Origin of the sequence: Nocardia rosealba, assembly GCF_020216065.1 — a bacterium.
Classification (GTDB): domain Bacteria; phylum Actinomycetota; class Actinomycetes; order Mycobacteriales; family Mycobacteriaceae; genus Nocardia; species Nocardia rosealba.
In genome coordinates this window covers 23224-48522 of the sequence record NZ_JAIWNA010000001.1, presented here as the reverse complement: position 1 = coordinate 48522, position 25299 = coordinate 23224, and the positions used below count along the sequence as shown (strand labels likewise).

The 25299-nt window shown below is 67.9% G+C and carries 21 protein-coding genes; 4 read left to right on the top strand and 17 right to left on the bottom strand.

The window, feature by feature from the left end:
* Nucleotides 1-46 precede the first annotated feature (46 nt).
* On the bottom strand, nucleotides 47-838 hold the full coding sequence (locus LDL21_RS00135; RefSeq protein WP_181699914.1) for a DUF5666 domain-containing protein: 792 nt from the start codon (nucleotides 836-838) through the stop codon (nucleotides 47-49).
* Nucleotides 839-899: 61 nt separating this feature from the next.
* The gene (gene clpB / locus LDL21_RS00130; protein WP_181699912.1) at nucleotides 900-3473 is read right to left on the bottom strand and encodes an ATP-dependent chaperone ClpB; all 2574 of its coding nucleotides are present in this window, start codon (nucleotides 3471-3473) and stop codon (nucleotides 900-902) included.
* 183 nt (nucleotides 3474-3656) lie between these two features.
* Between clpB and LDL21_RS00125 the strand changes: the two genes are divergently transcribed.
* Nucleotides 3657-4631, top strand: a complete 975-nt coding sequence (locus LDL21_RS00125; protein ID WP_225278304.1) for an NADP-dependent oxidoreductase — start codon at nucleotides 3657-3659, stop codon at nucleotides 4629-4631.
* A gap of 57 nt (nucleotides 4632-4688) precedes the next feature.
* Here LDL21_RS00125 and LDL21_RS00120 read toward each other — a convergent pair whose 3' ends face one another.
* From LDL21_RS00120 to LDL21_RS00100, 5 genes are all read right to left on the bottom strand, one after another.
* Nucleotides 4689-5468, bottom strand: a complete 780-nt coding sequence (locus LDL21_RS00120) for an ESX secretion-associated protein EspG (RefSeq protein WP_225278303.1) — start codon at nucleotides 5466-5468, stop codon at nucleotides 4689-4691.
* Between the two features lie 12 nt (nucleotides 5469-5480).
* A complete protein-coding gene (locus tag LDL21_RS00115; protein ID WP_225278302.1) occupies nucleotides 5481-6800 on the bottom strand; it encodes a hypothetical protein in 1320 nt (439 codons plus the stop codon).
* Complete coding sequence (locus tag LDL21_RS00110; RefSeq protein WP_181699904.1) at nucleotides 6797-7177, bottom strand: hypothetical protein; 381 nt, start codon at nucleotides 7175-7177, stop codon at nucleotides 6797-6799. The genes LDL21_RS00115 and LDL21_RS00110 overlap by 4 nt, the downstream gene beginning before the upstream one ends.
* A gap of 12 nt (nucleotides 7178-7189) precedes the next feature.
* Nucleotides 7190-7699 carry a DUF3558 domain-containing protein gene (locus LDL21_RS00105; RefSeq protein WP_225278301.1) on the bottom strand — a complete coding sequence of 170 codons (510 nt, stop codon included), beginning with the start codon at nucleotides 7697-7699 and terminating at the stop codon, nucleotides 7190-7192.
* 120 nt (nucleotides 7700-7819) lie between these two features.
* Entirely contained in the window at nucleotides 7820-8446 is a 627-nt protein-coding gene (locus tag LDL21_RS00100) for a maleylpyruvate isomerase family mycothiol-dependent enzyme (protein ID WP_225278300.1), read from the bottom strand.
* 68 nt (nucleotides 8447-8514) lie between these two features.
* On the opposite strand from LDL21_RS00100, the gene LDL21_RS00095 reads away from it, so the two are divergent.
* The 3 genes from LDL21_RS00095 (at nucleotide 8515) to LDL21_RS00085 (ending at nucleotide 11047) form a co-directional block, all read left to right on the top strand.
* The gene (locus tag LDL21_RS00095; RefSeq protein WP_225278299.1) at nucleotides 8515-8952 is read left to right on the top strand and encodes a MarR family winged helix-turn-helix transcriptional regulator; all 438 of its coding nucleotides are present in this window, start codon (nucleotides 8515-8517) and stop codon (nucleotides 8950-8952) included.
* A gap of 158 nt (nucleotides 8953-9110) precedes the next feature.
* On the top strand, nucleotides 9111-10271 hold the full coding sequence (locus LDL21_RS00090; RefSeq protein ID WP_181699895.1) for an FAD-binding oxidoreductase: 1161 nt from the start codon (nucleotides 9111-9113) through the stop codon (nucleotides 10269-10271).
* A gap of 17 nt (nucleotides 10272-10288) precedes the next feature.
* Nucleotides 10289-11047: an FAD-binding oxidoreductase gene (locus tag LDL21_RS00085; RefSeq protein ID WP_225278298.1), complete on the top strand. Its 759-nt coding sequence runs from the start codon at nucleotides 10289-10291 to the stop codon at nucleotides 11045-11047.
* Between the two features lie 54 nt (nucleotides 11048-11101).
* Here the strand turns inward: LDL21_RS00085 and LDL21_RS00080 are convergent, their stop codons facing one another.
* The 10 genes from LDL21_RS00080 to LDL21_RS00035 form a co-directional block, all read right to left on the bottom strand.
* Nucleotides 11102-12271, bottom strand: coding sequence for a globin domain-containing protein (locus tag LDL21_RS00080; RefSeq protein WP_181699889.1), 1170 nt, complete (start codon nucleotides 12269-12271; stop codon nucleotides 11102-11104).
* Nucleotides 12272-12679: 408 nt separating this feature from the next.
* Nucleotides 12680-13075, bottom strand: coding sequence for a heat shock protein transcriptional repressor HspR (locus LDL21_RS00075; protein WP_225278297.1), 396 nt, complete (start codon nucleotides 13073-13075; stop codon nucleotides 12680-12682).
* Nucleotides 13075-14250: a molecular chaperone DnaJ gene (gene dnaJ, locus LDL21_RS00070; RefSeq protein WP_181699886.1), complete on the bottom strand. Its 1176-nt coding sequence runs from the start codon at nucleotides 14248-14250 to the stop codon at nucleotides 13075-13077. The genes LDL21_RS00075 and dnaJ overlap by 1 nt, the downstream gene beginning before the upstream one ends.
* Before the next feature lie 21 nt (nucleotides 14251-14271).
* Nucleotides 14272-14841 (bottom strand): nucleotide exchange factor GrpE, encoded by a 570-nt coding sequence (grpE, locus tag LDL21_RS00065; RefSeq protein WP_308017104.1) that lies wholly within the window; start codon nucleotides 14839-14841, stop codon nucleotides 14272-14274.
* Nucleotides 14838-16685 carry a molecular chaperone DnaK gene (dnaK, locus tag LDL21_RS00060; protein WP_225278296.1) on the bottom strand — a complete coding sequence of 616 codons (1848 nt, stop codon included), beginning with the start codon at nucleotides 16683-16685 and terminating at the stop codon, nucleotides 14838-14840. The genes grpE and dnaK overlap by 4 nt, the downstream gene beginning before the upstream one ends.
* Before the next feature lie 275 nt (nucleotides 16686-16960).
* Nucleotides 16961-18739, bottom strand: a complete 1779-nt coding sequence (locus tag LDL21_RS00055; protein ID WP_225278295.1) for a dynamin family protein — start codon at nucleotides 18737-18739, stop codon at nucleotides 16961-16963.
* A gap of 9 nt (nucleotides 18740-18748) precedes the next feature.
* Entirely contained in the window at nucleotides 18749-21202 is a 2454-nt protein-coding gene (locus tag LDL21_RS00050; RefSeq protein WP_225278294.1) for an IniB N-terminal domain-containing protein, read from the bottom strand.
* 168 nt (nucleotides 21203-21370) lie between these two features.
* A complete protein-coding gene (locus tag LDL21_RS00045; protein ID WP_181699875.1) occupies nucleotides 21371-21688 on the bottom strand; it encodes a transposase in 318 nt (105 codons plus the stop codon).
* 66 nt (nucleotides 21689-21754) lie between these two features.
* Nucleotides 21755-23302 (bottom strand): dynamin family protein, encoded by a 1548-nt coding sequence (locus tag LDL21_RS00040; protein WP_225278293.1) that lies wholly within the window; start codon nucleotides 23300-23302, stop codon nucleotides 21755-21757.
* 83 nt (nucleotides 23303-23385) lie between these two features.
* Nucleotides 23386-25293 carry a dynamin family protein gene (locus LDL21_RS00035; protein WP_225278292.1) on the bottom strand — a complete coding sequence of 636 codons (1908 nt, stop codon included), beginning with the start codon at nucleotides 25291-25293 and terminating at the stop codon, nucleotides 23386-23388.
* Between the last annotated feature and the right edge of the window lie 6 nt (nucleotides 25294-25299).

Genomic DNA, 25299 nt, shown 5'->3' with positions numbered 1-25299 from the left:
TCGCCGTGATTGCCCGGTAGCACCGGGGATTCGACGCGCGGGTCGCTCATCGGGGGCCGCTCGGGAGCGCCGTGCTGATGATGATCTTGGCGCGGATCGACCCGTCTGGGTTCTTGTCGCCCTGCACCATAACCATGTCACCGACCGGAAGTTCGCTCGCCTTGGTGGTGCTCAGCGAGATCACCTGCGTGGCCTCGTCGATCAGCACCCGCACACTCGACCCGCCGAGGGTGCTCATGGTGATCTCGGAGCCGGTGTTGGCGGTGATGCTGCCCATGGTGGCGCCGAGGTCTTCGGTGCCGCCGAGGCCGGGTAAGCCGGGCAGGCCGCTCGCGTTCGGCGGCGCGGTCGGGGTGGTCTGTCTGGTCGGTGGTTGCAGGGTCTGGGTGGTGGGTGGTGCGGCGGCGGTGTCGTCGTCGGAACCGCCGCCACCGGTGAGCATCAGACCGGCCAGGATGCCGCCGAAGGCGATGAGCGCCACGACGGCCAGGCCGAGCGCGATCCACAGGCCGGTGTGCTTCTTCGGCGGTTCCTGGTCGCCGTCCTGTGGTCGCGGTGGATATTCGGGCTGCTGCGGCGGCCCGTAGCCCGGCGGCGGGGCGGGCGGATATCCCTGCCCGTAGGCCGGTTGGGGTGCGGGTTGCTCTGCGGGATAACCACTTTCATACGGTCCCCATTGAGCGTCGTGCGGCGGTAACGCCTGGGTGGGGTTCGACGGTTGGCCCCACTCGTCGAACCCACCGCCGTACGGCCGTGTGGTTTCGTTCCCTGGCGAACCCAGCCGTTCCGTCGGCGAATCCTCCGGGCGTTGTCCCCACGGATCGTTCGGATTCGTCATGTCCCCAGCGTAGGTCAGCCCGGCGCGTAGAGAGGGTCCTACGCACCGGGCTGTGGATAAATCATGAACTGTGGACAACTTCGCGGCCGACGACCAGCTTGTCGGCGGCGTCGTCCACACTCACCGACACCGTGTCGCCATCAGTGACCGTGCCGGAGAGCAGTTCCTTGGCCAGGCTGTCGCCGATGGCCTGCTGGATCAGCCTGCGCAGCGGGCGCGCGCCGTAGGCGGGGTCGTAACCGCGCACCGCGAGCCACTGCTTGGCCTCCTCGGTGACATCGAGGGTGAGCCTGCGCTGTGACAACCGCTTCTGCAGCTGACGCAGGTTGATGTCGACGATCGACTCCAGCTGTTTCGCGTCGAGCGCGTGGAACATCACCACGTCGTCGAGCCGGTTGAGGAACTCCGGCTTGAACGCTCGGCGCACCGCGTCCATCACCTGGTCCTTGGTGCCACCGGCGCCCAAATTGGAGGTGAGGATGAGGATGGTGTTGCGGAAATCGACCGTACGGCCCTGGCTGTCGGTGAGCCTGCCCTCGTCGAGCACCTGCAGCAGGATGTCGAACACGTCCGGGTGTGCCTTCTCGATCTCGTCGAACAGCACCACCGAATACGGCCGCCTGCGCACCGCTTCGGTGAGCTGACCGCCCTGGTCGTACCCGACGTAACCGGGAGGCGCACCGACCAGGCGAGCCACCGAGTGCTTCTCGCTGTACTCGCTCATATCGATGCGGACCATGGCGCGTTCGTCGGCGAACAGGAATTCCGCCAGCGACTTGGCCAGCTCGGTCTTACCGACACCGGTCGGCCCGACGAACATGAACGAGCCCGTCGGCCGGTTCGGGTCGGCCACCCCGGCACGCGAGCGGCGCACGGCGTCGGACACCGCCTGCACGGCCTCTTCCTGGCCGACGACACGCCCGGCGACCTCGGTCTCCATCCGCAGCAGTTTCGCGGTTTCGCCTTCGAGCATCCGCCCCACCGGCACACCGGTCCACGAGGACACCACATCGGCGATGTCGTCCGGGGTGACCTCCTCGTTGAGCATCACCTCACCGCTCGCGGCCGCACCGCTGGCCTCTTCGGCCGCGGCCAGCTGCTTCTCCAGCGCCGGGATGCGGCCGTAGCGCAGCTCGGCGGCCTTGCCGAGATCGCCGTCGCGTTCGGCGCGTTCGGATTCGCCGCGCAGGCGCTCGAGCTCCTCCTTGAGCCCGCGCACCGAGTCGATGGCGTTCTTCTCGTTCTGCCAGCGGGTGGTGAGCTGGTTGAGCTTCTCGCGGTCGTCGGCCAGTTCCTGGCGCAGTTTCTCCAGGCGCTGCTTGGACGCCTCGTCGGTCTCCTTCTCGAGCGCGACCTCCTCGATCTCGAGTCGGCGCACCGCGCGCTCCACCTCGTCGATTTCGACCGGGCGCGAGTCGATTTCCATCCGCAGCCGCGACGCCGACTCGTCGATCAGGTCGATCGCCTTGTCGGGCAGGAAGCGGGAGGTGATGTAGCGGTCCGACAGCGTCGCGGCCGCCACCAGCGCGGAGTCGGTGATCCGCACGCCGTGGTGCACCTCGTAGCGTTCCTTGATGCCGCGCAGGATGCCGATGGTGTCGGCCACCGTCGGCTCGCCGACCAGCACCTGCTGGAACCGGCGCTCCAGTGCGGCGTCCTTCTCGATGTATTTGCGGTACTCGTCGAGCGTCGTGGCGCCGACCAGGCGCAGCTCACCGCGCGCGAGCAGCGGTTTGATCATGTTGCCCGCGTCCATCGACGAGTCGCCGGTGCTGCCCGCGCCGACGATGGTGTGCAGCTCGTCGATGAAGGTGATGATCTCGCCCGCGCTGTTCTTGATGTCGTCGAGCACGGCCTTGAGCCGCTCCTCGAACTCGCCGCGATACTTCGCGCCCGCGACCATCGCGCCGAGGTCGAGGGAGACGACCTTCTTGCCGCGCAACGACTCCGGCACGTCACCGTCGACGATGCGCTTGGCGAGGCCCTCGACGATGGCGGTCTTGCCGACGCCCGGTTCGCCGATGAGCACCGGGTTGTTCTTGGTGCGCCGCGAAAGTACCTGCACCACACGGCGGATCTCGGTGTCGCGCCCGATCACCGGGTCGAGCTTGCCGGTGCGGGCGGCCTCGGTGAGGTCGGTCGAGTACTTCTCGAGCGCCTGGTAGGAGGCTTCGGGGTCGGGATTGGTGACCCGCGCGCTGCCGCGCACCGTGGTGAAGGCATCACGCAACGCTTCGGGAGTGGCGCCGTGTCTGCGCAGCAGCTCGGCCACCTCGCCGCTGCCGTCGGCCAGGCCGACCAGCAGGTTCTCGGTGGAGACGTATTCGTCGCCGAGTTCGGTGGCCAGCCTTTGCGCGGCGGTGATCGCGGCCAGCGCCTCGCGGCCGAGCTGCGGTGTGGTCGTGGCGCCGGTGGCGCGCGGCAGCCGGTCGACGATGTCGCCCGCTTCCCGTTCGACGGTCGCGGGGTCGACACCGATGGCCTTGAGCAGCGGGGCGGCGATGCCATCGGTCTGATCCAGCAACGCCACCAGCAAGTGCGCCGGACGGATCTCCGGGTTGCCCGCCGCCGACGCGGCCTGCAGGGCGGCCGTCAGGGCCGCCTGGGTCTTGGTGGTGGGATTGAACGAGTCCACTGGTCTCCTCGGGGTAATTCCGGTATCGACTTGTTCAACGTCGGCAAAGTTGAGTCTGTTCCGCTCAACTTAATCTTTTTCTCGCCGGTTCGCCACGCCGCCTCACGCTACGCCGCATGTCGGAGCCCCCTCAGCCTAGGATTGCGGTGCCTGGATCACCCCCGATACGAGGAGTTGTCGACCATGCGCGCCATCGTGGTTCACAAGTTCGGTGCCACTCCCGAACTCGCCGATATGCCGGTGCCCGAACCCGGTCCGGGTGAAGTGCAGGTCGCCTTGGACGCCGCGGGGGTCAACCCGTTCGACCTGAAGATGGCCGACGGGCTGCTCGAAGGAAAAATGCCGACCGACTTCCCGATGATCCTCGGCGTGGACGGCGCGGGCACCGTGTCGGCGGTCGGATCGGGCGTCACCTCGTTCGCCGTGGGCGACAAGGTGGTCGGCAAATTCCTGACCGCCCCCGCCGGCCACGGCAGCTGGGCCCAGTACGCGACGGTTCCCGAGGACGCCACACTGGTGAAGATCCCCGACGGCATCACCACGGTCGCCGCCGCCGCCCTGCCCATCGCCGGGCTCACCGCCCAGGACCTGGTCGACGCCGCCCACATCCAGCCCGGCCAGACCGTGCTGATCGTCGGCGCCACCGGCGGTGTCGGTTCCTTTCTGGTGCAGCTGGCCAATATCGCCGGCGCCCACGTGATCGCGACCGCCCGCGCCGACGCCACCGACCAGGTCGCCCGCCTCGGCGCCGCCGAAACCGTCGATTACACCCAGGTCCGCCCCGACCCGCACGACCCCTCCACCCAGGTCGACTCGAACATCGTCGACGCCGTGCGCTTCACCCACCCCGACGGCATCGACGTCCTGTTCGACCTGGTCAGCACCGCACCGGCCTTCGCCGACCACGCCACCCTCGTTCGCCGCGGCGGCCACGCCTACTCCACCGTCTGGGCCGCCGACGAACAGGCACTCACCGAGCGCGGCATCACCGGCGGCAACTTCGAATCCAAAGGGCGCGGTCCGGAACTGAGCCGTTTGCTCGGGCGCGTGGCGGCAGGCGATGTGGTGGTCCCGGTCCAGATGACGGTGCCGCTGGAAGCCGCACCCGCCGTACTCGGCGCGGGGAGTGCACGCGGAAAGACCGTGCTGGCCATCTGATCCACCCGCCTCGAGCCGCCGGAGCTGCAGCCGACCTCGACCGGGCGCCCTCGACGATCAGGCCGGGCGGTAGGTGCCGGTGCGGGCTTTGGTGGCGGTGGATTCGAGGATGGTGGTGAGGGTTCTGTGGATTCGGGTGGGGGTGGTGGGTTTTACGGTGAAGGTGGTTTCGCCGTAGAAGACGTAGCGGCCGTCGCCGGGGAGGTCGTGGAGCTGGAAGTCGTCGCGGCCTTCGGTGTGGCGGTTGTCGACGCTGGCGTGGGGGTAGACGCCGATGTGGGTGAGAGTGTCGGTGGGTTTGGCGAGGAAGGTTTCCAGCTGTTCTCGGGGGGTGGGGTTCCAGCGGTCGCGGGTGTGCGGGCGGGGGGCCGCGAGTTCGGCTGCGGTGACGCGGAATTCGCGGCCGCGGCCGGGTGAGACTTTGGGGAGGGTGGAGAGGACGGCGGCGGCCAGGGCGTTGGGGGTCATCAAGTGCAGGGTGATGTCGCCGGGGTTGCGGGTGTCGCCGGGGGCCTGCACGGCGAGGGAGGCGTAGGTGTCGCGGGTGCCGCCGTGGGCGCGGATGGTTCGCACGCCGCGCGACGCACCCGCCACCTCGACGCGGGCGTGCGGTGCGAGCAGGGCGGCCATGGCGCGGTCGAGGTCGGAGTCGAATTCGGCCATCAGGTTCTCGGCGGCCTTGCGACGCAGGCGCAGGACCTCGGCGTAGGTCTCGACGTCGGTGTACTGGTGATGTAAGGGGTACGGGAGGACGTCGCGCCCCGCGGCTTCCCACAGGGTGCGGAAGTCGAGGGCGGTGAGATGCCAGGTGCGCACGGGAAATCTACTCTGTTCCATCGAGATCGGCACTCAGTCGGCGCCGATGACGGGCGGGACCATCTTGGGCAGGCTGTCCAGGCCGGTGAGCCCCTCGCCGTTCTCCTGTGTGACGAGGTAGTCGGGGATGTCCTTGGTCGACTCGTCGTCCTTGCCGCCGCCGCGCCCCGCGCCCGGGCCCATCATGCCGGGCATCCCGGAGCGGCCCGCAGCGCCCGCTCCGCCGCCACGGTTCGCCCCTGCACCGGCCGACGCGGGGTTGCCGGGTACCGCCGCACCCGCCCCCGGCGAACTGGCGCCGGGCGAACCGGCACCCGGCACGCCTGAGCCCGGTGAGCCGCCACCGGGAAGGCCTGTGCTGCTCGGACTTCCGGGAGATCCTGGAGTCGTCGATTGCGGGGTGGTCGCGGCGGGAGTCGTCGAGGCCGGGGTGGTCGACGAGGGGTCGGTGGCTTGTGGGGTGTCGTCCTCGGAAGAATTCTGGTCTTCGTCGTCGGCGGAGGTGTCGCCGGGCGTTTCGCCGGGGTCGGTCGCCGGGGTGACAGCCGCGGGCGTGCTCGGTGTCGCCGCGGGCTGACCGGTCGGCGAGCCTTGATCGCCGGGACGTGCACCACCACCGGGGGTTTCGGGATCCCCAGCGTTGTCCACAGCCTTGGGGATCGGAATGACCGGAACATTCGTGTCGGACTCGTAGACGACCGGCGCATAGACGGTTTGGAGTACACGCACCGCCTCGACCCGCGCATTCTCCTCCGCCACATCGTCATCGCGCCACGCTCGGCCGGTGAACAGGCCGGTGAAGTTGTCGACCCCGCTGCGATGCTCGGGCTGATGGGGCACAAGACGTTTCGTCGGTTCGAGGCCCGTACGCAACTCGACCAGTTTGTTGCTGGTGAGGGCGGCCGCGGTGGTGACCCGTTTGCCCGTGGTGTCGTAGGCCGCGACGGTCTGGGCGGCGGCGTTCGCGGCCGAACCCGCCCAGACATCGGGCGACATCCCGCGCGAGATCTGCTTGCGGAACTCGTCGAGGGAGGTGGCGTTGCGGGTGGAGATCTCGGTCCACGCGCCGATCAGATCGTTGACGGCATCGAGATCGATCTTGTCGACCTTGGCGCGAAGCTCGGCGACGGTACCGGCGAACAAGTTGTTCTCGACGACCGTTCGCGGACGGAATTCGCCGTCGAAACCGAGCTGGCTCGCCTGCTGCCGGGTGACTGCGCGCTGGTCGTTGTATTCGTCCTGGATGTCGGCTATTTCGGAACTGTCGAGTTCGCCGTCGTCACCGGAGAAGGAGACCAGGTCGCGCAGCTTGCCGTAGAGGTCGAGGCCGTTGATGCTCTGCATGCCGGTCATGGGGTCACCTGTTCGGAGATGTAGTCCATGGCGTTGGCGTTTTCGATGTCGGTTCCGGTGAGACGTTTGAACGAGAGGGCGAAGACTTCGCGCAATCGCTGCACGGCTTCGATGTCTTTGAGGATGACATTGTCGATCGAGTTCTCCTCCCCCGTCGCTTGGAGGAGAAACTTCCTTTCGAGGTCCTTTGCGATCTGGAAATCACCGAAGCCGCTCACAGCCTGTGTTCGTCGCACAGAATCGCGTAATCCGCGGAGGTCGTTCAGGCGCACGTCGCAGGCTTTGAACATGTGGTAGGCGGCGGCTTCGTCATTCAGATAGACCGCACCGGCCTTGGCTTGGCTCAGCAGGTTGTCGTACGGGTTCGCTTCGGCCATCGTGCGACCTGCCTACTTCGGGAACGTGGGCACTAGAACCTCGCCCACAGCCGCCAGAGTCGCGCACGGGTCCTCGAGGTCGTCGATCAATGGAGAGCCAAGTACCTGCAGTTGGACCACACCTTGCGAGCTCGGAAAGACGACGTCACAGTCGAGGTGCTTCGAGGCACCAGCGACCCGGAACTCCCGGCCTGATCGACCGGCAATGGTCACGTCACGGAAATCGACGTTCCCCGGCTTCTGTTCGAACTCCTCGACCTTCTTACTGGTCGTGTACACGGTGAGTGAGTAATTCGAGCCTTCCCAGCCACAGATCTCCCACCCCGATTGCGGAACACCCGCAACCCCCTTCTCCTCCGTCGCCGGGTCGACCCCCACCTCCGTCAACAACGCATCAGGAATCTCCGTACACGGATTCCACAACACCGGCTTGGCCGTCGTAGTCGTCCCCTTCGACGTCGACGTCCCCTCCTCGCATCCGGCCGCCCCGACAACCGCCAGACCCGCGAGCACTATCGCCATCCCCGCCCGTTTCATCCCCACCCCTTCTCGCCGGTCCACTGCTTTGACCTGGGAGATTAGCACGAGCCTCGGACCCGGAACCGGGCTCGAGGGGTGAGCAAACCGGCAGCAGCCGGCCTCTCATCGTGCGGTCAGCGACTCCACACCTGCGCCCGTCAGGGCGGGCAGAACGCTCGGTCTTCCGGTGAGAAGTAGGAGCAGATCCAGCGTGGAGCCGTGGATTTCGGGGCCGGTCCCAACGGTCCATGCGGAGTCGTCGGCCACGAGGGACACACCGCGTAGCCGGCGGCGGGCCCAAAACGGCCAGCCCATCGTCCAGACACGCTGTGCGGCAACCGCACACGCCTGCGCGTCGACTTCGAGCGTGCGCGAGAGCGGGCGGGCGATGTCCTGGGCGTGGACGATCACGTCGAAGTGGATGTTGCGATGGTTGGTGACCACGGGCAGGTCGCGGGAATCGGCCAGCCTCGCGAGGGCGGTGGCGAGGTCGGGTGTGGTGTCGGCGTAGCGGACGGCCAGGTCGTGGTTGAGGCGGTGGAAGCTGCCGCGGGCGCGGGCGGCCTCGCGCAGCATGGCGAGCGGGCCGGGCGGCTGGGGTGCCAGCGCGACGTGCGCGGCGACATCGCGGACGCGCCAGCCCGCGCACAGCGAGGGGGCGTCGAGATCAGCGGGAGTGAGCTCAGCAAGGAGCCCGGCAATGGCGCGGCGCTGATCGGTGATGGTTCGCCAGTACTGGTCGGGGTCCATGCTCGGCTCCTTGTAGTCAGCCTTTCTGACTAATATAGTCAGTGTTACTGACCGAATCAAGGAGTGTCATGTCCGCTGACGAGCTCAATCTCGGAGTTCTGCTCTTCATCCCGTACCGGGAGATGGAGCGGCGGGTACTCGACGCGCTGAGCGAGGGCGGCTTCGACGACCTGACCCAGGCCCAGGCGCGACTGGTCGCGCGGATCGGGCCGGACGGGTCGCGGTTGACCGACCTGGCCGCCCAGGCGCAGGTCACCAAGCAGACCGCGGGGGTGCTCGTCGACCAGCTGGTGCGCGCCGGGTACCTGCGACGCGAACCCGACCCCAGCGACGGCCGCGCGCGGCTGCTGCGACCATCGGACAAAGGGGCACGGGCCGTCGAGGTCGCGAATCAGGCGGCGCGCCAGGTGGAGTCGGAATGGCTCGCCCACCTCGGGCCGCGACGGTCGACCGCGCTGCGCGGGGCGCTCGAGGAACTACGGAAGATCACCGACCCATATCGATGACGCGAACTCGCGGACGCGCGGCAGCGCTGGGCATACGATCCGCGAGGCGTGATGAGCATCCCTGCACCGAGCTGGCGTTTTCGGGGGATACTTGAGACGGCGTCCGCCGCGGGGGCGGGGCTACCGGGCAACAATTCTAGGAAAGGGAGCTTGACGACGTGGATGCGCGTTCGCTTGCGCTGGTCCGCGCCGATTTTCGCGGAGTGATGGAGGCACCGGGCGGCCCCGAGCGGCTGACCAGGGCTTTTTACGGACACCTGTTCGCACAGGACCCAAGGTTGCGTGATCTCTTTCCGCCCACCATGGACATGCAGCCCAAACGGCTGACCACGGCGGTGCAGTTCGTCCTCGAACATCTCGACGACTTCGACCGCGCTCAGCGGTTCCTCGAGCAATTGGCGCGCGACCACCGCAAGTACGGGGTCGAGGCCGACCACTACGACATGGCGGGGCTCGCGTTGCTCGGTGCGCTGCGCACCTACCACGGCAACCGCTGGAACCGGGAACTCGACGAGGGCTGGCGCGATGTCACCATCGTGATCTCGGCGGCCATGGCGATCGGTGCCAACCAGGACAAATCGCAGCCGTACTGGGAAGCGACGGTGGTCGGTCATCGCCGGGTGCTCGACGATCTGGCGATCGTCCGGCTGCAGGCCGACAGCCCGATCCCGTTCAAGGCGGGCCAGTACGTGCCGATCGCGGTGCCGCAACGGCCGAACATGTGGCGTTACCTCTCGCCCGCCATCCCCGCCAACCCGTACGGCGAGATCGAATTCCATGTGCGGCGGGTGAGCGGCGGCTGGGTGAGCCCGGCCATCGTGAACGACACCAAGGTGGGCGACCGGTGGAAGATCGCCGGACCGCTCGGCGGGCTGCAGGTGGACCGCGAATCCGGGCGTGACGTGCTGATGATCGGCTCGGGCACCGGGATCGCACCGCTGCGCGCGCAGCTGATCGAGATGAGTCAGCGCGGCATCAACCCGCGCGTGCACTTCTTCATCGGCGGACGCTTCCCCGGCGACCTGTACGACGTGAACAACATGTGGCAGCTGTCGCAATCGAATCCGTGGCTCACGATCGTGCCGGTGTGCGAGGAGCCCGACAACCCGTGGTGGTATCCGCCCACCCCGTCGGAGCCGCCGCCGGGCATGCACCGCAGGCTCACCGGGAACCTCGGTGCGGTGGTCACCAGTTTCGGCGCCTGGGCCGATCGGCAGATCCAGATCGCCGGATCCGCCAAGATGATCGACGACACCCGCCGCGCCCTCATCCGGGCGGGCACCCCGACCGATATCATCGCGGCCGATCCCGTCGGCTGACCGCGCGAAAGTGACTGATGAGCAACGAGTTTCCCCACCCCGCCTGGACGGCGACCGTTGTCGGTCATCATCGGCTGCGCAACGATCTGGCCGTGATCCGGTTGATCGGTGACTTCGTCCCGTTCGCCGCGGGCGGGTCGGTGGAGGTGGAGGTGCCGCAGCATCCGGGGGTGCGGCGGCGGCTGTCGCCCGCGCTGCCGCCCTCGCTGGACGGCAAACTCGAATTCCATGTGCGGACGGTGCCGGGCGGGTGGTGCTCGGGGTCGATCGTGGCCGACACCCAGCCGGGCGATCAATGGCGAATCAACACACCGCACACCGTGTTCGCCGTCGATCCCGACGCGGCCGAAGTGGTGATGATCGCCGGCGGTACCGGACTGGCGCCGATGCGCGCCCAGATCCTCGACCTCGCCCGGCGCGAAACCCCGCCACGCACCTACCTATTCTTCGGTGGTCGCAGCCCACGCGACCTCTACGCCGCCGACATGCTGTATTTGCTGTCGGGTGAATTGCCCTGGCTCACGGTGATTCCCGTGGTCGAAAGTCCCGACGACCCACCGATCCGCGACGAATGGCACGAACAGACCCGCGTCGACATCGGCTTCGCCCCCTCGGAAATGCTGCACGGCACCCTCGCCGACGTAGCCGCCGCCCACGGCCCCTTCGACCAGCACCAGGTCCTGATCTGCGGCTCCCCCGCCATGGTCGCCACCACCACCGACCGCCTCGTCGCCGGCGGAACACCCCCAGCCAACATCACCTCCGAAGGTGCTTGAACATCACCCTTTTCGAGGTTGTCGCCGCAGTGCGCCTGACGACCTGAGATCGGCTCAGAACAAGGGGTCGTGGCGGATGGATTTGGCTTGGGTGCCTGCGGCCATGAGGCGGAACTTGGTGGTTTGGACCATGGAGGGGGAGCCGACGATTTGGACGTCGCGGTCGGCCCAGGGGCCGAAGGCGGCTACTACCTTGCCGATCTGGCCGGTCATGCGGGGTTCCAGGCCGGGGAGTTCGACCTGGGGTTCGCCGGAATCGTAGTACCACCAGGGGTTTTCTTCGTTTTCGGTGACGGGGGTGACGGTGAGCCATTTGTTGGCGACAGCCAGTTGGCTCAGGACCTGGAGGTCGTAGAGGTCGCAGGGGTGGTGGCCGCCGACGAACAGGTGGACCTTCGGGTTCACCCGGCGCTGAGCCATCGCCATGATCTGGGCGCGCAAGGGGGCGATGCCGGTGCCGCAACCGATCATCAGCATCTTGCGCTTGGTGTTGCGCGGAACGCCGAGACCGCCGAGGGGTGCACCGAGTAACCACTGGTCGCCGACGGTGGTGTGCGACACGATCGCCGGACTCACCCAGCCGCCCAACACACTGCGGATGTGGAATTCGATCTCGCCGTTGCTGTTCGCGGGATTGGCGGGTGACAGGTAACGCCACATACGCGGACGCGAAGGCACCTGCACACTGATGTACTGGCCTGCCGCGTACTCCATCGGATGCTCGAGCTGGACCCGGACGATCGACAGGTTGCGCAACACTTCGCGGCACTCGACGACGGTGGCGGTCCACGCGGCGGGGCTGGTTTCCTTGTCGGCGGCACCGATCATCGCGCCGCTGATATTGGCCAGGCCCTCGTCCCAGGCGGCGGCGACCTCGTCGGTCCACATCTCCTCGCCCACACACGAACGGATCGCCGACTTCAGCGAATTGGCCACCGCCACATAGTGCGCCGGTTGCACGCCGTACTTGCGATGGTCGCGCCCGAGCTGAGCGAGGAACGGCAACAGCTTGTCGGGCTCCTCGAGCCGGTCCAACGCGTAGGAGATCGCATGGACGAGGCGGTCGCGCTGGGCATCCATGGCGGCTGGGAAGAAATCGCGGACACCGGGGTAGTCCGTGAACAGGATCGAGTAGAACGACCTCGCCAGCGTCTCGGACCCACCCTCTTCCGCAGCAACCGCCTTGAACGTGGTACGGATCAAAGCGACAGTCCGCGAATCCATATGTGTCACAACCTCGTTTCGCCATCGAACGCTTGTCGCGCCGGCGAGTGACGGGCTGGGAGGACACTCGTCAGCAGCCGATGCGAGAAGTCTAGGCGAGGTTTGCCAGCTTAGGAATCGTACTCTTAAACATCACGCATGTAATTCTGACAAAACTGGATACAGACCCAGTGGCGCGCCAAAGAAACAGACCTAGAGCCCGTGAATGAGGCGTGGACGTGACCGATTGGGCCCGGAATTCGGACGTCCTCGCCGCGCGCTTCTACTTCCGGACGGCAAGATCGAAAATAAATGAGTTGCTGGATAGTCACCAGCCGATCGCCGGGGGTTGACCAGCACACGAACGAGCCCCCGATCCGCGACCGCCGTGGCGGACAAGCGAACCGGGGGCTCGGTGAAACGAGTGCCTCAGCGGCGATGACGTGGCTGCCACACCACGAGCGCGGTACTGCGTTGCGGCGGAGACAGATCGGGCCGGTAACCAGCCCGCAACCGCTCCAGCTCCGCGCTCATCTCATCCACCCGCTGCTGCAGAGCCTCCACCTGATTGGTGAGTTCGATGATGCGTTTGATGCCCGCCAGGTTGACGCCCTCGTCCTGCGACAGCCGCTGCACTTCGCGCAACAACTCCACATCGCGAGCCGAGTAACGGCGTCCGCCACCCGAAGTGCGTTGCGGGGTGACCAAACCCAGCCGGTCATAGGTACGCAACGTCTGCGCGTGCATCCCCGCCAACTGAGCCGCCACCGAGATCATGAAGAACTCGGCCCGCGAGGAACCCACAGACTTCGGATCATCGGACATCAAGCACCTGCCCATCCTGCACGCGGATCGAAACCGCTCGCCTTCTCCGCCTCCTGGTACCGCTTCAGGGCCTCGGTCGCCTCGGCATCGAGCGCCTGCGGAACCGCGACCTTCACCGTCACCAGCAGGTCACCTGCACCACCGGCCGGACCGCGCTTGGGCACACCCCGGCCACGTACCCGCAGGATACGCCCGTCGGCAGTACCCGGGGGCACCTTCACACCGACCCGGCCGTCCAGCGTGGGCACCGAAACGGTTGTCCCGAGCACCAATTCGGCATAGCTCACCGGCAGTACAAGGGTGAGGTCGTCGCCCTGACGGCCGAAGACCTTGTCCTGACTCACGTGCACCGTGACATACAGATCACCCGACGGCGCGCCACGCAGGCCCGCCTCACCCTGACCGGCGAGCCGGATCTTCTGCCCGTCGCTGACACCCGGTGGGATGCGGACGGTGATGGTGCGGGTGCGGTTCTGGATGCCGGTGCCCGCGCAATCGGTGCACGGGTCGTCGATGATCGAGCCGGTGCCGCGGCAGTCGTCGCACGGTTCACTGAAACCGAACGCACCCTGATTGCGGCTCACCACACCCGCGCCGTTGCAATGCGGGCACACGCGCGGGCTGGTGCCCGGCTTGGCGCCGCTGCCGTGACACGTGGTGCACGGTGACGGACTCGTCATCCGCAGCGGAACGGTGACACCCTGGGCCGCCTCACGGAAGCCGAGCGTGGTCTCGGTTTCCACATCGGCGCCGCGACGCGGACGGCTCGACGCGCGCCCGCCCCGGTTGAACAGGCCGCCGAGCAGATCGCCGAGGCCACCGTCGCCTGCACCGGCAGCGCCGGGCTGGCCGAAGATGTCGCCCAGGTTGAAGTCCTGCGAGAATCCGCCGCCCGCACCGGGAGTGAAGCCGCCGCCGTAGCCGCGCCCACCACCACCGGCGAACAGGCGCCGCGTCTCGTCGTACTCCTTGCGCTTGGCCGGATCCGACAGCACCGCGTTCGCTTCGCTGACGGCCTTGAACCGCTCCTCGGCCTTCGTGTCACCCGGGTTGGAGTCCGGGTGCAGGTCACGCGCGAGCTTGCGGTAGGCCTTCTTGATCTCGTCCTGCGACGCGCCGGAGGAGACACCCAGCTCCTTGTAGAAGTCCTTCTCGATCCACTCCCGTTGACTCACCGGGCATCTCCTCCTCTCACGCTATTCGTTATCGGCGTCGGCATCCGAATCCGATGCCCCCGGGGTCTCGGGATCGGTTACCCCGACCATCGCGTGCCGAAGCACCCGATCGCCGAACCGATAGCCCTTGCGCATGACCACGCCGATCACCGGCTCCGAACCCGAACCCTCGTGCTGCACGGCCTCGTGCAGCGTCGGGTCGAACGGGTCACCGACAGCACCGAATTCGACCAGGCCCTGCTTGGTGAGCGCGGTCTCGAGCTTGTCGGCCACCGACTTCAACGGGCCCGAATCCAGGTCGCCGTGCGCCCTGGCGCGGTCCAGATCGTCGAGCACACCGAGCAATTCGGTGACCACGCTCGCCTTGGCCGCGTCGATATTGGCCTGGCGATCGCGCTCGACCCGGCGGCGGTAGTTCGCGTACTCCGCGGTCAGCCGCTGCAGGTCGGCGGTGCGCTCGGCGAGCTCGTCGCTCTCCGGGGCTGCCTCGGCCTCGGGTTCGGTCTCGGTGTCGGACGCCGCCTCCTCAGCGGCGTCCGGCTCCTCGACGATGTCCTCGATCAATTCCTGTTCGGAGTTGGCCTCGGTCACTTCTTCTCCGTATCAACCGGCTCGTCGACAACCTCGGCGTCGACGACCTGATCGTCGGCCGCGGTGTTCGGGCCCGCGCCATCGGTGGACTGGCCTTCGGCCGCACTGGCTTCGTAGAGCGCCTGGCCCAGGGCCTGCGACTCGGTGGCCAGCTTCTCCACCGCCGACTTCACGGCGGCGATATCGGTGCCCTCGAGCGCCTTCTTGGCCTCGGCGATGGCCTCTTCGACCTTCGACTTGGTGTCGGCCGGGACCTTGTCCTCGTTGTCGGAGATGAACTTCTCGGTCTGGTGCACCAGCGACTCGGCCTGGTTGCGGGTCTCGGCCTCCTCACGGCGGGCCTTGTCCTCGGCGGCGTGCGCCTCGGCGTCCTTGACCATCCGGTCGATCTCTTCCTTGGACAGGCCGGAGCCGTCCTGGATCTTGATCTTGTTCTCCTTGCCGGTGCCCTTGTCCTTCGCGGTGACGTGGACGATGCCGTTCGCGTCGATGTCGAAGGTGACCTCGATCTGCGGCACGCCGCGCGGGGCCGGGGGCAGGCCGGTCAGCTCGAAGGAGCCGAGCAGCTTGTTGTGCGAGGCGATCTCGCGCTCACCCTGGAACACCTGGATCTGCACCGACGGCTGGTTGTCGTCGGCCGTGGTGAAGGTCTCCGAGCGCTTGGTCGGGATGGTGGTGTTGCGCTCGATGAGCTTGGTCATCACGCCACCCTTGGTCTCGATACCCAGCGACAGCGGGGTGACATCGAGCAGCAGGACGTCCTTGACCTCACCCTTGAGCACACCGGCCTGCAGGGCGGCGCCCACGGCGACGACCTCGTCCGGGTTCACGCCCTTGTTCGGCTCACGGCCACCGGTCAGTTCCTTGACCAGGTCGGAGACGGCGGGCATACGGGTGGAGCCACCGACGAGCACGACGTGGTCGATGTCGGCCACGTTGATGCCGGCGTCCTTGATGACGGACTGGAACGGCGCGCGGGTGCGGTCCAGCAGATCGGAGGTGATCTTCTGGAACTCGGCGCGGGTGAGCTGCTCGTCGAGGAACAGCGGGTTCTTGTCCGCGTCGACGGTGATGTAGGGCAGGTTGATCGAGGTGCTCTGGCTGGAGGACAGCTCGATCTTCGCCTTCTCGGCAGCCTCGCGCAGACGCTGCATGGCCATCTTGTCCTTGGTCAGGTCGATGCCCGAGCTGGCCTTGAACTTGTCGACGAGCCAGTTGACGATGCGCTCGTCCCAGTCGTCACCACCGAGGTGGTTGTCACCGGAGGTGGCGCGGACCTCGACGACGCCCTCGCCGATTTCCAGCAGCGAGACGTCGAAGGTGCCACCACCGAGGTCGAAGACCAGGATGGTCTGCTCTTTGTCGCCCTTGTCCAGGCCGTACGCCAGCGCGGCCGCGGTGGGCTCGTTGACGATGCGCAGCACGTTCAGACCGGCGATCTGGCCGGCTTCCTTGGTGGCCTGACGCTGGGCGTCCTCGAAGTAGGCCGGGACGGTGATGACCGCGTCGGTGATCTCCTCACCGAGGTAGGCCTCGGCGTCGCGCTTCAGCTTCATCAGCGTGCGCGCGGAGATTTCCTGCGGGGTGTACTTCTTGCCGTCGATCTCCACGGTCCAGTCGGTGCCGATGTGGCGCTTGACCGAGCGGATGGTGCGGTCGACGTTGGTGACGGCCTGGTTCTTGGCAGGCTGACCGACGAGAACCTCACCGTTCTTCGCGAACGCGACGATCGACGGAGTGGTGCGCGAGCCTTCCGAGTTCGCGACGACGACCGGCTCGCCGCCTTCCAGCACGGAGACGACAGAGTTCGTGGTCCCGAGGTCGATTCCGACCGCACGAGCCATAGTGGGTTCCTCCTGATAATTGACGACAACTCCCAGCAACGCTGAGCGTGATGCGCTCAATCCTGCCTGTCGGCTCCGCCGGGCGTCAACCCGAACTTGAGTGACATACGCTCAACATCGTTGATCTGCACAACCAGCAGCTGCGGCGATTCATTCCCGCCACCCGAAAAATTCTTCCCCACCCGTCGGCCATTCTTGCTAGGAGGAGGCTCAGGTGCGACGGGTGATGCTGGATCGTGCCAGGGAAGAGAGCGGACTCACGCGGGCGCGGGCAGCTACCTCGGGAGGGCCGCGAGGGCGGTGGCGTGGTTGCGGAGGGCGGCTACGGCGGTGAGTTGTTGTTGGAGGGTTGCCGTGCGCTGGGTGCGGTGGGTGGCCTCGGCGGAGGCTGCTTCCTGGGCTGCGGTGAGGGACTCGTCGATGGAGCGGAGGCTGCGTTCGGCGATGCCCGCGTAGTGGTCGCGCAGGGCGCGGTGGATGCGGTGGATGCGGTCTCGGGAGTCCTTGCCCGCTTGGAAGGCCACGTCGTCGAGGAAGCGGCGGACGGCATTCTTGGCCTCGGTGCGGCGGCGGGTGAGGCGGGCCTGCTTATCGTCACGGTACGCCTTGCCGCCAACGAGCACGCCTGCGCCGAGGGAGATGGGGTTCAGCAGGGCCAGGCCCGCGAAAGTCGTTGCGAGACCGACCATCAGGACACCGCCGTAGGAACCGCGCATGCCGACCAGGACCTTCGACAGGACGCCGATATCGGGTTCGAGGTCGCCCAGGGTGCCGGTGCGGTGAGTGGAGCCGGAGGGGTCCAAGGCGGCGGGGAGGTCCACGGCGCCCAGCTCGAGGAAGTGTTCGGCCACCTTGTCGGCCAAGGTTTCCGCTCTCGTGTGCGCCCAGAGCAGGTTGTCGCCCAGGGCTGAATCGACTGTGCCCGTGATCCATTCGGTGATGGCACCCCAGTGGCGCCCGGGGTCGTGGTCGTCGATCCACTCCTCGCCGGTGCGGGCGATCTCGCGGAGACGTTCGCGCAGGTCGTGGTCGACGTCACCGGCCAGGTCGGTGATGCCGTCGGCGAGGGTTTGCTGCCAGGCGGCAGTGCGGCGATGCAGTTGCTGTGCGCGGGCTTTGGCTGACTGCAGCTCACCGACGGCAGCTGCGGCTTGTCGCGGATCGCGCAGGGCGACGAGCTCGCTGCCGAGAGCCAGTGCCAGATGCTCGGCCGCCGAGGACATCTCGCGAGCGATGGCGGCGCGGGTCGCGGCTTCGTCGCGAGCGACCACCTGCTCACGCAGGAATTGATAGAGCTGCCCGTAGCCGGACTCGGCGCCCAGCTGGGCGTCTTGCAGGCGCAGGGCGTGGGAGCGGAGCAGGGCCGAGATCGGGAGCAGGGGGAGGTCGAGGTTCGCCTTGCGCAGGTGCTCCCGGTCGGCTTCGAAGACCTGGCGCCAGTGCGGGTAGAGGTCGGTTTTCGACATCAGAACCGCTGTGGCCGGGCATAGTTCGGATGCTTGCCGCAGGAAGGTGAGCTCCGGGGAGGTGAGTTCGGTCGAGGCGTCGGAAATCACCAAGACGGCGTCGGCCGCGGGGAGCATTTCCAGGACACCGAGGGTGCCGGCCGTGGTTCGGGCGCCGATGCCGGGGGTGTCGATGAGGACGATGCCGTCGGCGAGCAGGTCGGCGGGGAGGTGGACCTCGATGCGAAGGATCTGTTTGCCCGCCGCGGATCGGTGGTCGATCGAGGGCAGATCGGCGATCGGGAACTCGACGCGCTCCTCCTCGGAAGATGCTGCAGCCAGCACCAATTCAGCGCGCGGCTGCGGTGCGTAGGCGATCTGCATCGGGAAACGGGTGGTGACGTCGTCGCCCACGGGACAGATCTCGACATTGAGCAGCGCGTTGATGAAACGGCTCTTGCCCTGATCCAGCTGGCCCGCGACGACGATCCGCCGCCGCGGGTCGCGCACCCGGACCGCCGCCGTTTCCAGGCGGGCGACCAGGTCGTCGCGACCCGCGGCACGAGCCGCCGCGACGGTGTTGTCGAGAACCGACAGCAACGAATCCATCGGCCTGAACTACAGGGCTTCAGGGGCGTCGAACGGGGTCTCCGGGGCGGTGAACGAGCTGTCGAGCAGGCCCGTTCCGCCGGAGAGCGGGGAATCGTCGAGGGCCGGGCCGAAGGCGCTGTCCACGTCGACCGTCGACCAGGTGTCGGCGGCCGAGGTGAAATCGATGGTCGAGGTGGGTTCGGCGGCTTCGCCGGTGAGATTCATGGAGGTCTCCGAGGTGAAGGCGGTGTCCACGCCGGTTGATGCCACGGTTTCGAAGCCGGTGGTCGCCCCGATGGTGGATTCCGAGCCGGTGGCTGTGGTGGAGGTGGAATCGAGTTGCGGCTCGGACTGGATGGTCGAGCCGAGGCCTGCGGCTACGCCGGTTTCGGTTGACCAGTCGGGGGTTGTGCCGAGGCCGAGTTCGAGACCTGTTGTGGTGGAAGTTGTTACGTCGGCGGTGGTGTCGACCGCGCCTGCGACCGTGGCTCCGGCACCGGTGGCTGCCGCGCCCAGTGCGGCGTCGGCGGTGCCGATCAGACCGGCTGCGCCTTCCGCTGCGTTCGCGGCAATGCCGGCTGTGAGGTTCGCGCCGACGTCGGCTGCGGCATTCGTAGAGAAACCGCCTGCGGCGTTCGCGGTAGCGCCGGCTGCGGCCTCGGCAGACGCGGCTGCGTTGGCGGCGGCGTCTGCGGAAGCGTGGGCTCCGGCGGTGGCAATGCCGCCGAGGCCGGTGACGATGCCGGTCGAGTTCGCTACTGCGCCGGTGAGAGTCGACTGGAGTGCGGTGGTGGTGTTCGCAGCGCCGACCAGGGCGGTATCGAAGGCCGAGGTGGACACGAGTTCGGCCGCGGTGTCGACGGTCGAGGCTACGGAAAGGTCGGTGTTGAAGGCTGTGCTGAGCGCGGTTTCGAGGCCGGTGGCCGGGGCGGCGGTGAAGGGGGCACCGAGAGTTGCTGCTGCCCCGGTGGACAGGCCTGCCGCGATTTGCGTGCCGAGGTCCGCTGTCGCCGCAGCGCCCGTGAGACCGGCGGAGAGATCGGCGCCCGCACCGGTGAGGCCGATCTGCGTGGTCGAGGCGACCGCACCGGTCAGCGAAGTCGCCGCAGCAGCACCGGCATTCGCGGCCGCACCGACCTGCATCCCGACCCCACCCGTCCCCGAAAGCCCTGTTTCGAGACCCGTCTCGAACGCACCACCGACGGAAGTGCCCACCCCCACAACACCTTCGGTCAAACCGGAAGCAGTGGCATCGAAACCCGAACCCAACAAACCCACACCGGACAGGGCGGCGGCGTTCAGACCCGCCGTGGAGTCGGCGGCCAGATCGGCGACAGTATCCAGCGCACCCCCGGCGGCGAGACTCGAAGTCGCGCCGAAGCCCACAGCGGATTCCACGTCGGCAGCGGCGTTCGCGGCGAGGTCGGCCGTGGCTTCCGCGCCGAGCACACTGACGGCGGAAAGACCAGAAGTCGCGCCCACAGCGGCTTCCAAGCCCGCAGCGGCATTCGCGGCGAGGTCGGCGGCGGCGCTCGTGCCGACGGAGCCTGCGGTTGTGAGGCCGGTTTCGAGGCCGGTAGTCGCAGCTGCGCTGCCGGACATTGCGGCCTGGACGGCGGCGGAGTTGGTGGCGCCGAGTGCCGCGGAGACGGCGAGGTCGGCCTCGGTTGTCGCTGACGTGAGGCCGCTCACGGTGGTGCCGAGGCCGGCGGCCACGCCCGTGGTGGCACCGAGTGCACTTGTCACAGCGGCACCGATTCCAAGATCGACGGCGGTTCCCGCCGTTGCGGAAAGGTCGGCACCGACGGTGGCCACCGACTCGAGGGCGGAATCGAGACCGGCGGCGATGTCGGTGGCGGCTGTCAGGCCGGAGTTCACCGTGGCGTCCAGACCCGTTGTGAGGCCTGCAGCTACGTCGGTTGCCGCATCGAGGGTGATGTCCGTGGTCGCGCCGAGGCCGGTGGTCGCATCAGTGGCGGCACTCAGGCCGGCGCCCAGAGTCGCGTCGAGACCGGCGGACACATCAGCGACAGCACCCAGACCAGCCCCCACAGACGCGCCCAAACCAGCAGACACATCAGCGACAGCACCCAGACCGGCGCCCACAGACGCGCCGAGACCGGCGGACACATCAGCGGCAGCAGTCAGGCCGGTGCCCACGGTGGCGCCGAGGTCGACGGTCGTTTCCAGGCCGGTCTCGATGTCGGCGGCCGTGGTAACGGCTGCGGCGGTGGTGGCGGCTACCGAGGTGGTGGCGGCGGTGGTCACCGAGGCGGCGGCGGTGTTGAGGGCGGTGAGGGTGGTGGTGCAGTCGGTGGAGAGGGTGGCGGCGATGGAGGGGGCGGCGGCCGCGATCTCGGCGGGGGTGGCGGCGATGTCGGCTTCGCAGAGGATGTGGACGGGGTTGGCGCAATAGTTTGCTGCGGCTTGGGGATCGCGCAGCAGGTTCAGGATGAACTCGAGGATCGCGGTGGGGTTCATTCGGGTCAGCTCCTCCAGATCGGCGCAAGCGCTGCGATCCGTACTCGTCTGTCGGTGGGTGCTTTTCACGCTTGGCCATGCGAGTGTTCGGAAAGCTAGTCCGATTCCGCAACGAAATCGTTACCGATGAAGAGTGTGACCTTTTCGGAGCCGAAAAATCGGTGTCTCCTAAATATCTCGCCGCATCCAGGCGAGGTTGCCCGCGTCGTCGGCCATGGCGGCCAAGGCGGTGAGCAGACGGTCCCATGTGCCGTCGGCCTGGTAGCGGCGCTGACGTTTCCAGACCGTCTGCCACGGACCGAATTCGGCGGGCAGCTCACGCCACACGATCCCGCTACGCAGCCAGAACAGCATCCCCTCGATCACGAGACGGTTGTTGGCGAAGTCACGGCCGGCACGGCCCGCCGAGGTAGGCAGCAGCATTTCGAGCAGCGCCCATTGCGCGTCCGTCAATACCCGGACGGGGTCGCCGATCGTCGTGGTCACGGCGGAATCATGCCGTATCGAGCAGCGACAAGCCCAATCGATCGGCGAAATAATTGGGAGACAGGATCAGCCCGGTAGCTGGGAGAGTGCTCCCTCGACACTGCGTACGGCGGTCAGACACGCCTCGACTGTCGTCTTGTCGATGAGCGGATGCCGGGATCTGGTGCGCCACTTGCGCGCCGCTTCGAGCGCGTGGGCGCGCATCGTCGCGGGGTCGGTGTCGGCGGGTACGCCCAGGCGCACATGCGGGGCGACGCCGGCGCCGCCGACCAGGCGGAACAGTTCGGCGAGGTCGTCGGGCGGCAGCGGCAACTCGTCGGCGCGCAACCGGCCGAGCAGGCGCAACTCGGCGAAACCGTGGACGTCGGCGAGCAGAGTGCGCACGCGCGGCAGCAGTTCGTCGGCGGGGGTGCCGGGGTGGGCGGTGATGACCCGGTCGAGGGTGGTGAGCGCGGAATGGGCCTTGAGCTGTTCGGCACGCTGACCGAACTGCACGTCGAGGACCCGGCGCAGCTCGTCGATGCCGCTGCGGGCACCGAGCTCGGCCGACAGCGACGCCGCGTCGCGCACGCCGGTCCGCACGAGTTCGGTGGCCATCCGCACACCGAACATGCCGAACCGGTCCAGCAATTGGGCGCGGACCAGCGGCGATACCGGCAACTCGATATCGGGGCGCGAGAACCGGTCGGCCGAGAGCAGGGCCAGTTCGAGGGTGTCGGCAGGCAACCCGGCCAGGGCTGCGAACGCGGCGTACTCGGGCTGGGTGAGGGTGGCGGCGGCGAAAGCGAGCAGGCCCGCCACGGGGATCACCGCCTGGCACAACCCGGTGCGTTCCAGCTCGGTGGCGAAGCGGGACGCCACATCGCGCGCCGAATTCAGGGCATTGATGTGGCCGGCGCTGATCTCGTCGGCTCGCGACACCACCCCGACCACACCGAGCGGACCGGCCGGACCGCCCGAACCGATCTGCTCGAGAAAATGGACGTCGGTGGCGTCGAGGCGACGCAGCAGGTAGACCACGGCGTCGGCGCCGGGGATGCGCAGGGCGTCGGGTTCGATATCGGCGGGGGTGAGCAGGCGCATGGTTCGCTCGGACACCTCGTGCGACAGCGACGACGTGCCCGGCGTGTCGATGATGGTGGTGCGCGACAACTCGGCCGTCGGCCAGCGCACTTCCAGGTGGTCGACAGCGTGCGCACCCGGTGGCTGCCAGCGCAGACCCGACAGCTCGAAGGTGAGACCGTGCGCGCCGGCACCTCGACGAACCGCCACGTTCGCCGACGCACCGTCCGCCGCGAACGCCGTCACCGTCGGGGTGGTTCCGCTGCGGTACCAGGTGACCACGCGGGTGCACTCGGTGGCGTCGGTGGGGGCGATGCTCTGCCCCACCAGCGCGTTGAGCAGCGTCGACTTGCCCGCCTTGATCGAACCGGCCAGCGCGACCCGCAACGGCTGACGCAACCGCTCGGCGCATTCGTCGATCAACTGCCGGGCGCCGGGGTCGCGCAGTTCCCGCGCGGCGGCCTCGACGAGCCGGTGCGCCTCGCCCGCGCCGGTCGTGGACGCGGTGGGTCCGCCGCCGGGAAGCGGGGATTCGGGCCGATAGTGTCTCATCGGCGCGCGGCCTCCACTTCGGGCGCGGCGAGCATCATTCGTTCACTTAAACACACCCTCGCGCGCCGGGGCGAACACGACGTTCACCTGCGTCCGTCCTCGGCGGGCACCGGCCGCACACCGGGCGACGGCGCCGAATACGAACGCTGCCTGCCCGGCGTCGAGGTGAGCTCGAGCATGCCGTCGGCGTAGCGACGCAACTCGGCGACCCGCACCAGCTGGTGTTCGAGCTCGCCGCGCCGACCCGACCGGCTGTTCACCGCCGAATTCGCCGCATCCTGAGCGGCCTTCAGTGAGGCGTCGATCGAGCGCAGGCTGCGTTCGGCGACACCGGTGAAGTGGTCGCGCAGGGCCCGGTGGATGCGGTGCATGCGGTCCTTGGCCTCCTTGCCCGCCTGGAACGCCACATCGTCGACGAAACGCCGCACCGCCGCCTTGGCCTCGGCGCGTTTGCGAGCCAGGCGCAACTGTTTGTCGTCCTTGTAGGCCTTGCCGCCGACCAGCACACCCGCGCCGATCGACAGCGGATTCAACAGCGCCAGGCCGGCCAGAGTGGAGGCGAGACCGACCATCAGCACGCCACCATAGGAGCCGCGCAATCCGACGAGGACCTTGCTGGTGACGCTGATATCGGGTTCGAGACCGGCCAGGGTGCCCGCCGCCGCGCCCGTGCCCTCGGCGTCCATCGCGTTGTCCACATCGGGCAGGTCGACGGCGCTGGCCTTGCCGAAATGCTCGGCGACCCGCTCGGCCAGGGTTTCGGCCCTGGTGTGCGTCCACAGGAGGTTGTCGCCGAGGGCGGTGTCGACCGTGCCGGTGAGCCATTCGGCGATGGCCTGCCAGTGCCTGCCCGGATCGTGTTCGTCGATCCAGTCCTCGGCCGTGTGGGCCACCGCGCGCAGACGTTCGCGCAGGTCGTGGTCGATATCGCTCATCAGGTCGGTGATGCCGTCCTGCAGGGTCTGCTGCCAGTAGCCGGAGCTGCGGCGCAGGTCCTCGGCGGCGGTGCGGGCGCGTTGCAGTTCGCGGATCGCGCCGTCGGAACGTTCCGGGTCGCGCAGGGCGATCAGTTCGCTGCCGAGGACCAGGGCCAGATGTTCGGCCGCCGAATGCAGTTCGCGTGCCACCGCGGCCCTGGTCGACACCTGGTCGCGGGCGACGACCTGTTCCTTCAGGAACGCGAACAGCGCACCGAAACCGGACTCGCGACCGAGCTGGGCATTGCTGGTACGCAACGCGTGCGCGCGCAGCAGCGACGACACCGGAAGCATCGGGATATCGAGGCCCGAGCGCGCGATGTGCCCGCGATCGGCCTCGGCGACCTGACGCCAATGCGGATACATGTCCACCTTGGTGAGCAGCACCGCGACCGTCGGACACAGTTCCTTCACCTGCCGCAGGAACGACAGCTCGGGCTCAGTGAGTTCGGTGGAGGCGTCGCTCAGCAGCAGCACCGCGTCGGCGGCCGGAACCATGCCGAGCACGGCCGCCGAATACGCGCTGCTGTGGCCGCCGACGCCGGGGGTGTCGACCAACACGATGCCCTCGCCGAGCAACTGATTCGGCACCGCCGCCTCGATCCGCGCGATCTGGCGGCCCTGCGCGTACGGGCTGCGGGCGTCGAGGGAACCGATTTCGTCGAACGGCACCTCCACGCGAATGTCGCTCGCGCCGGGCGCGGTGAGCACCAGCTCGGCGCGCGGGACGGTACCGTACTCGAGCTGCAAGGGGATGGTGGTGGTCTGGTCGTCGCCGACCCGGCACACATCCAGCCCGAGCAGCGCGTTGACGAAACGGCTCTTGCCCTGTTCCAGCTGACCGGTCACCACGATCCGCCTGCGCGGATCCCTGACCCGTTGCGCGACCGCCTCCAACCGGACGACCAGGTCGTCGCGGTCGGCGGCGCGCGCCGCCTCGATCGTGTCGCCGAGCACCGTCAGCAGCGGGGTGGCTGCTGACGGTGCGGCCGACGTCTTCGCCGGAGTCGTCATGACGAT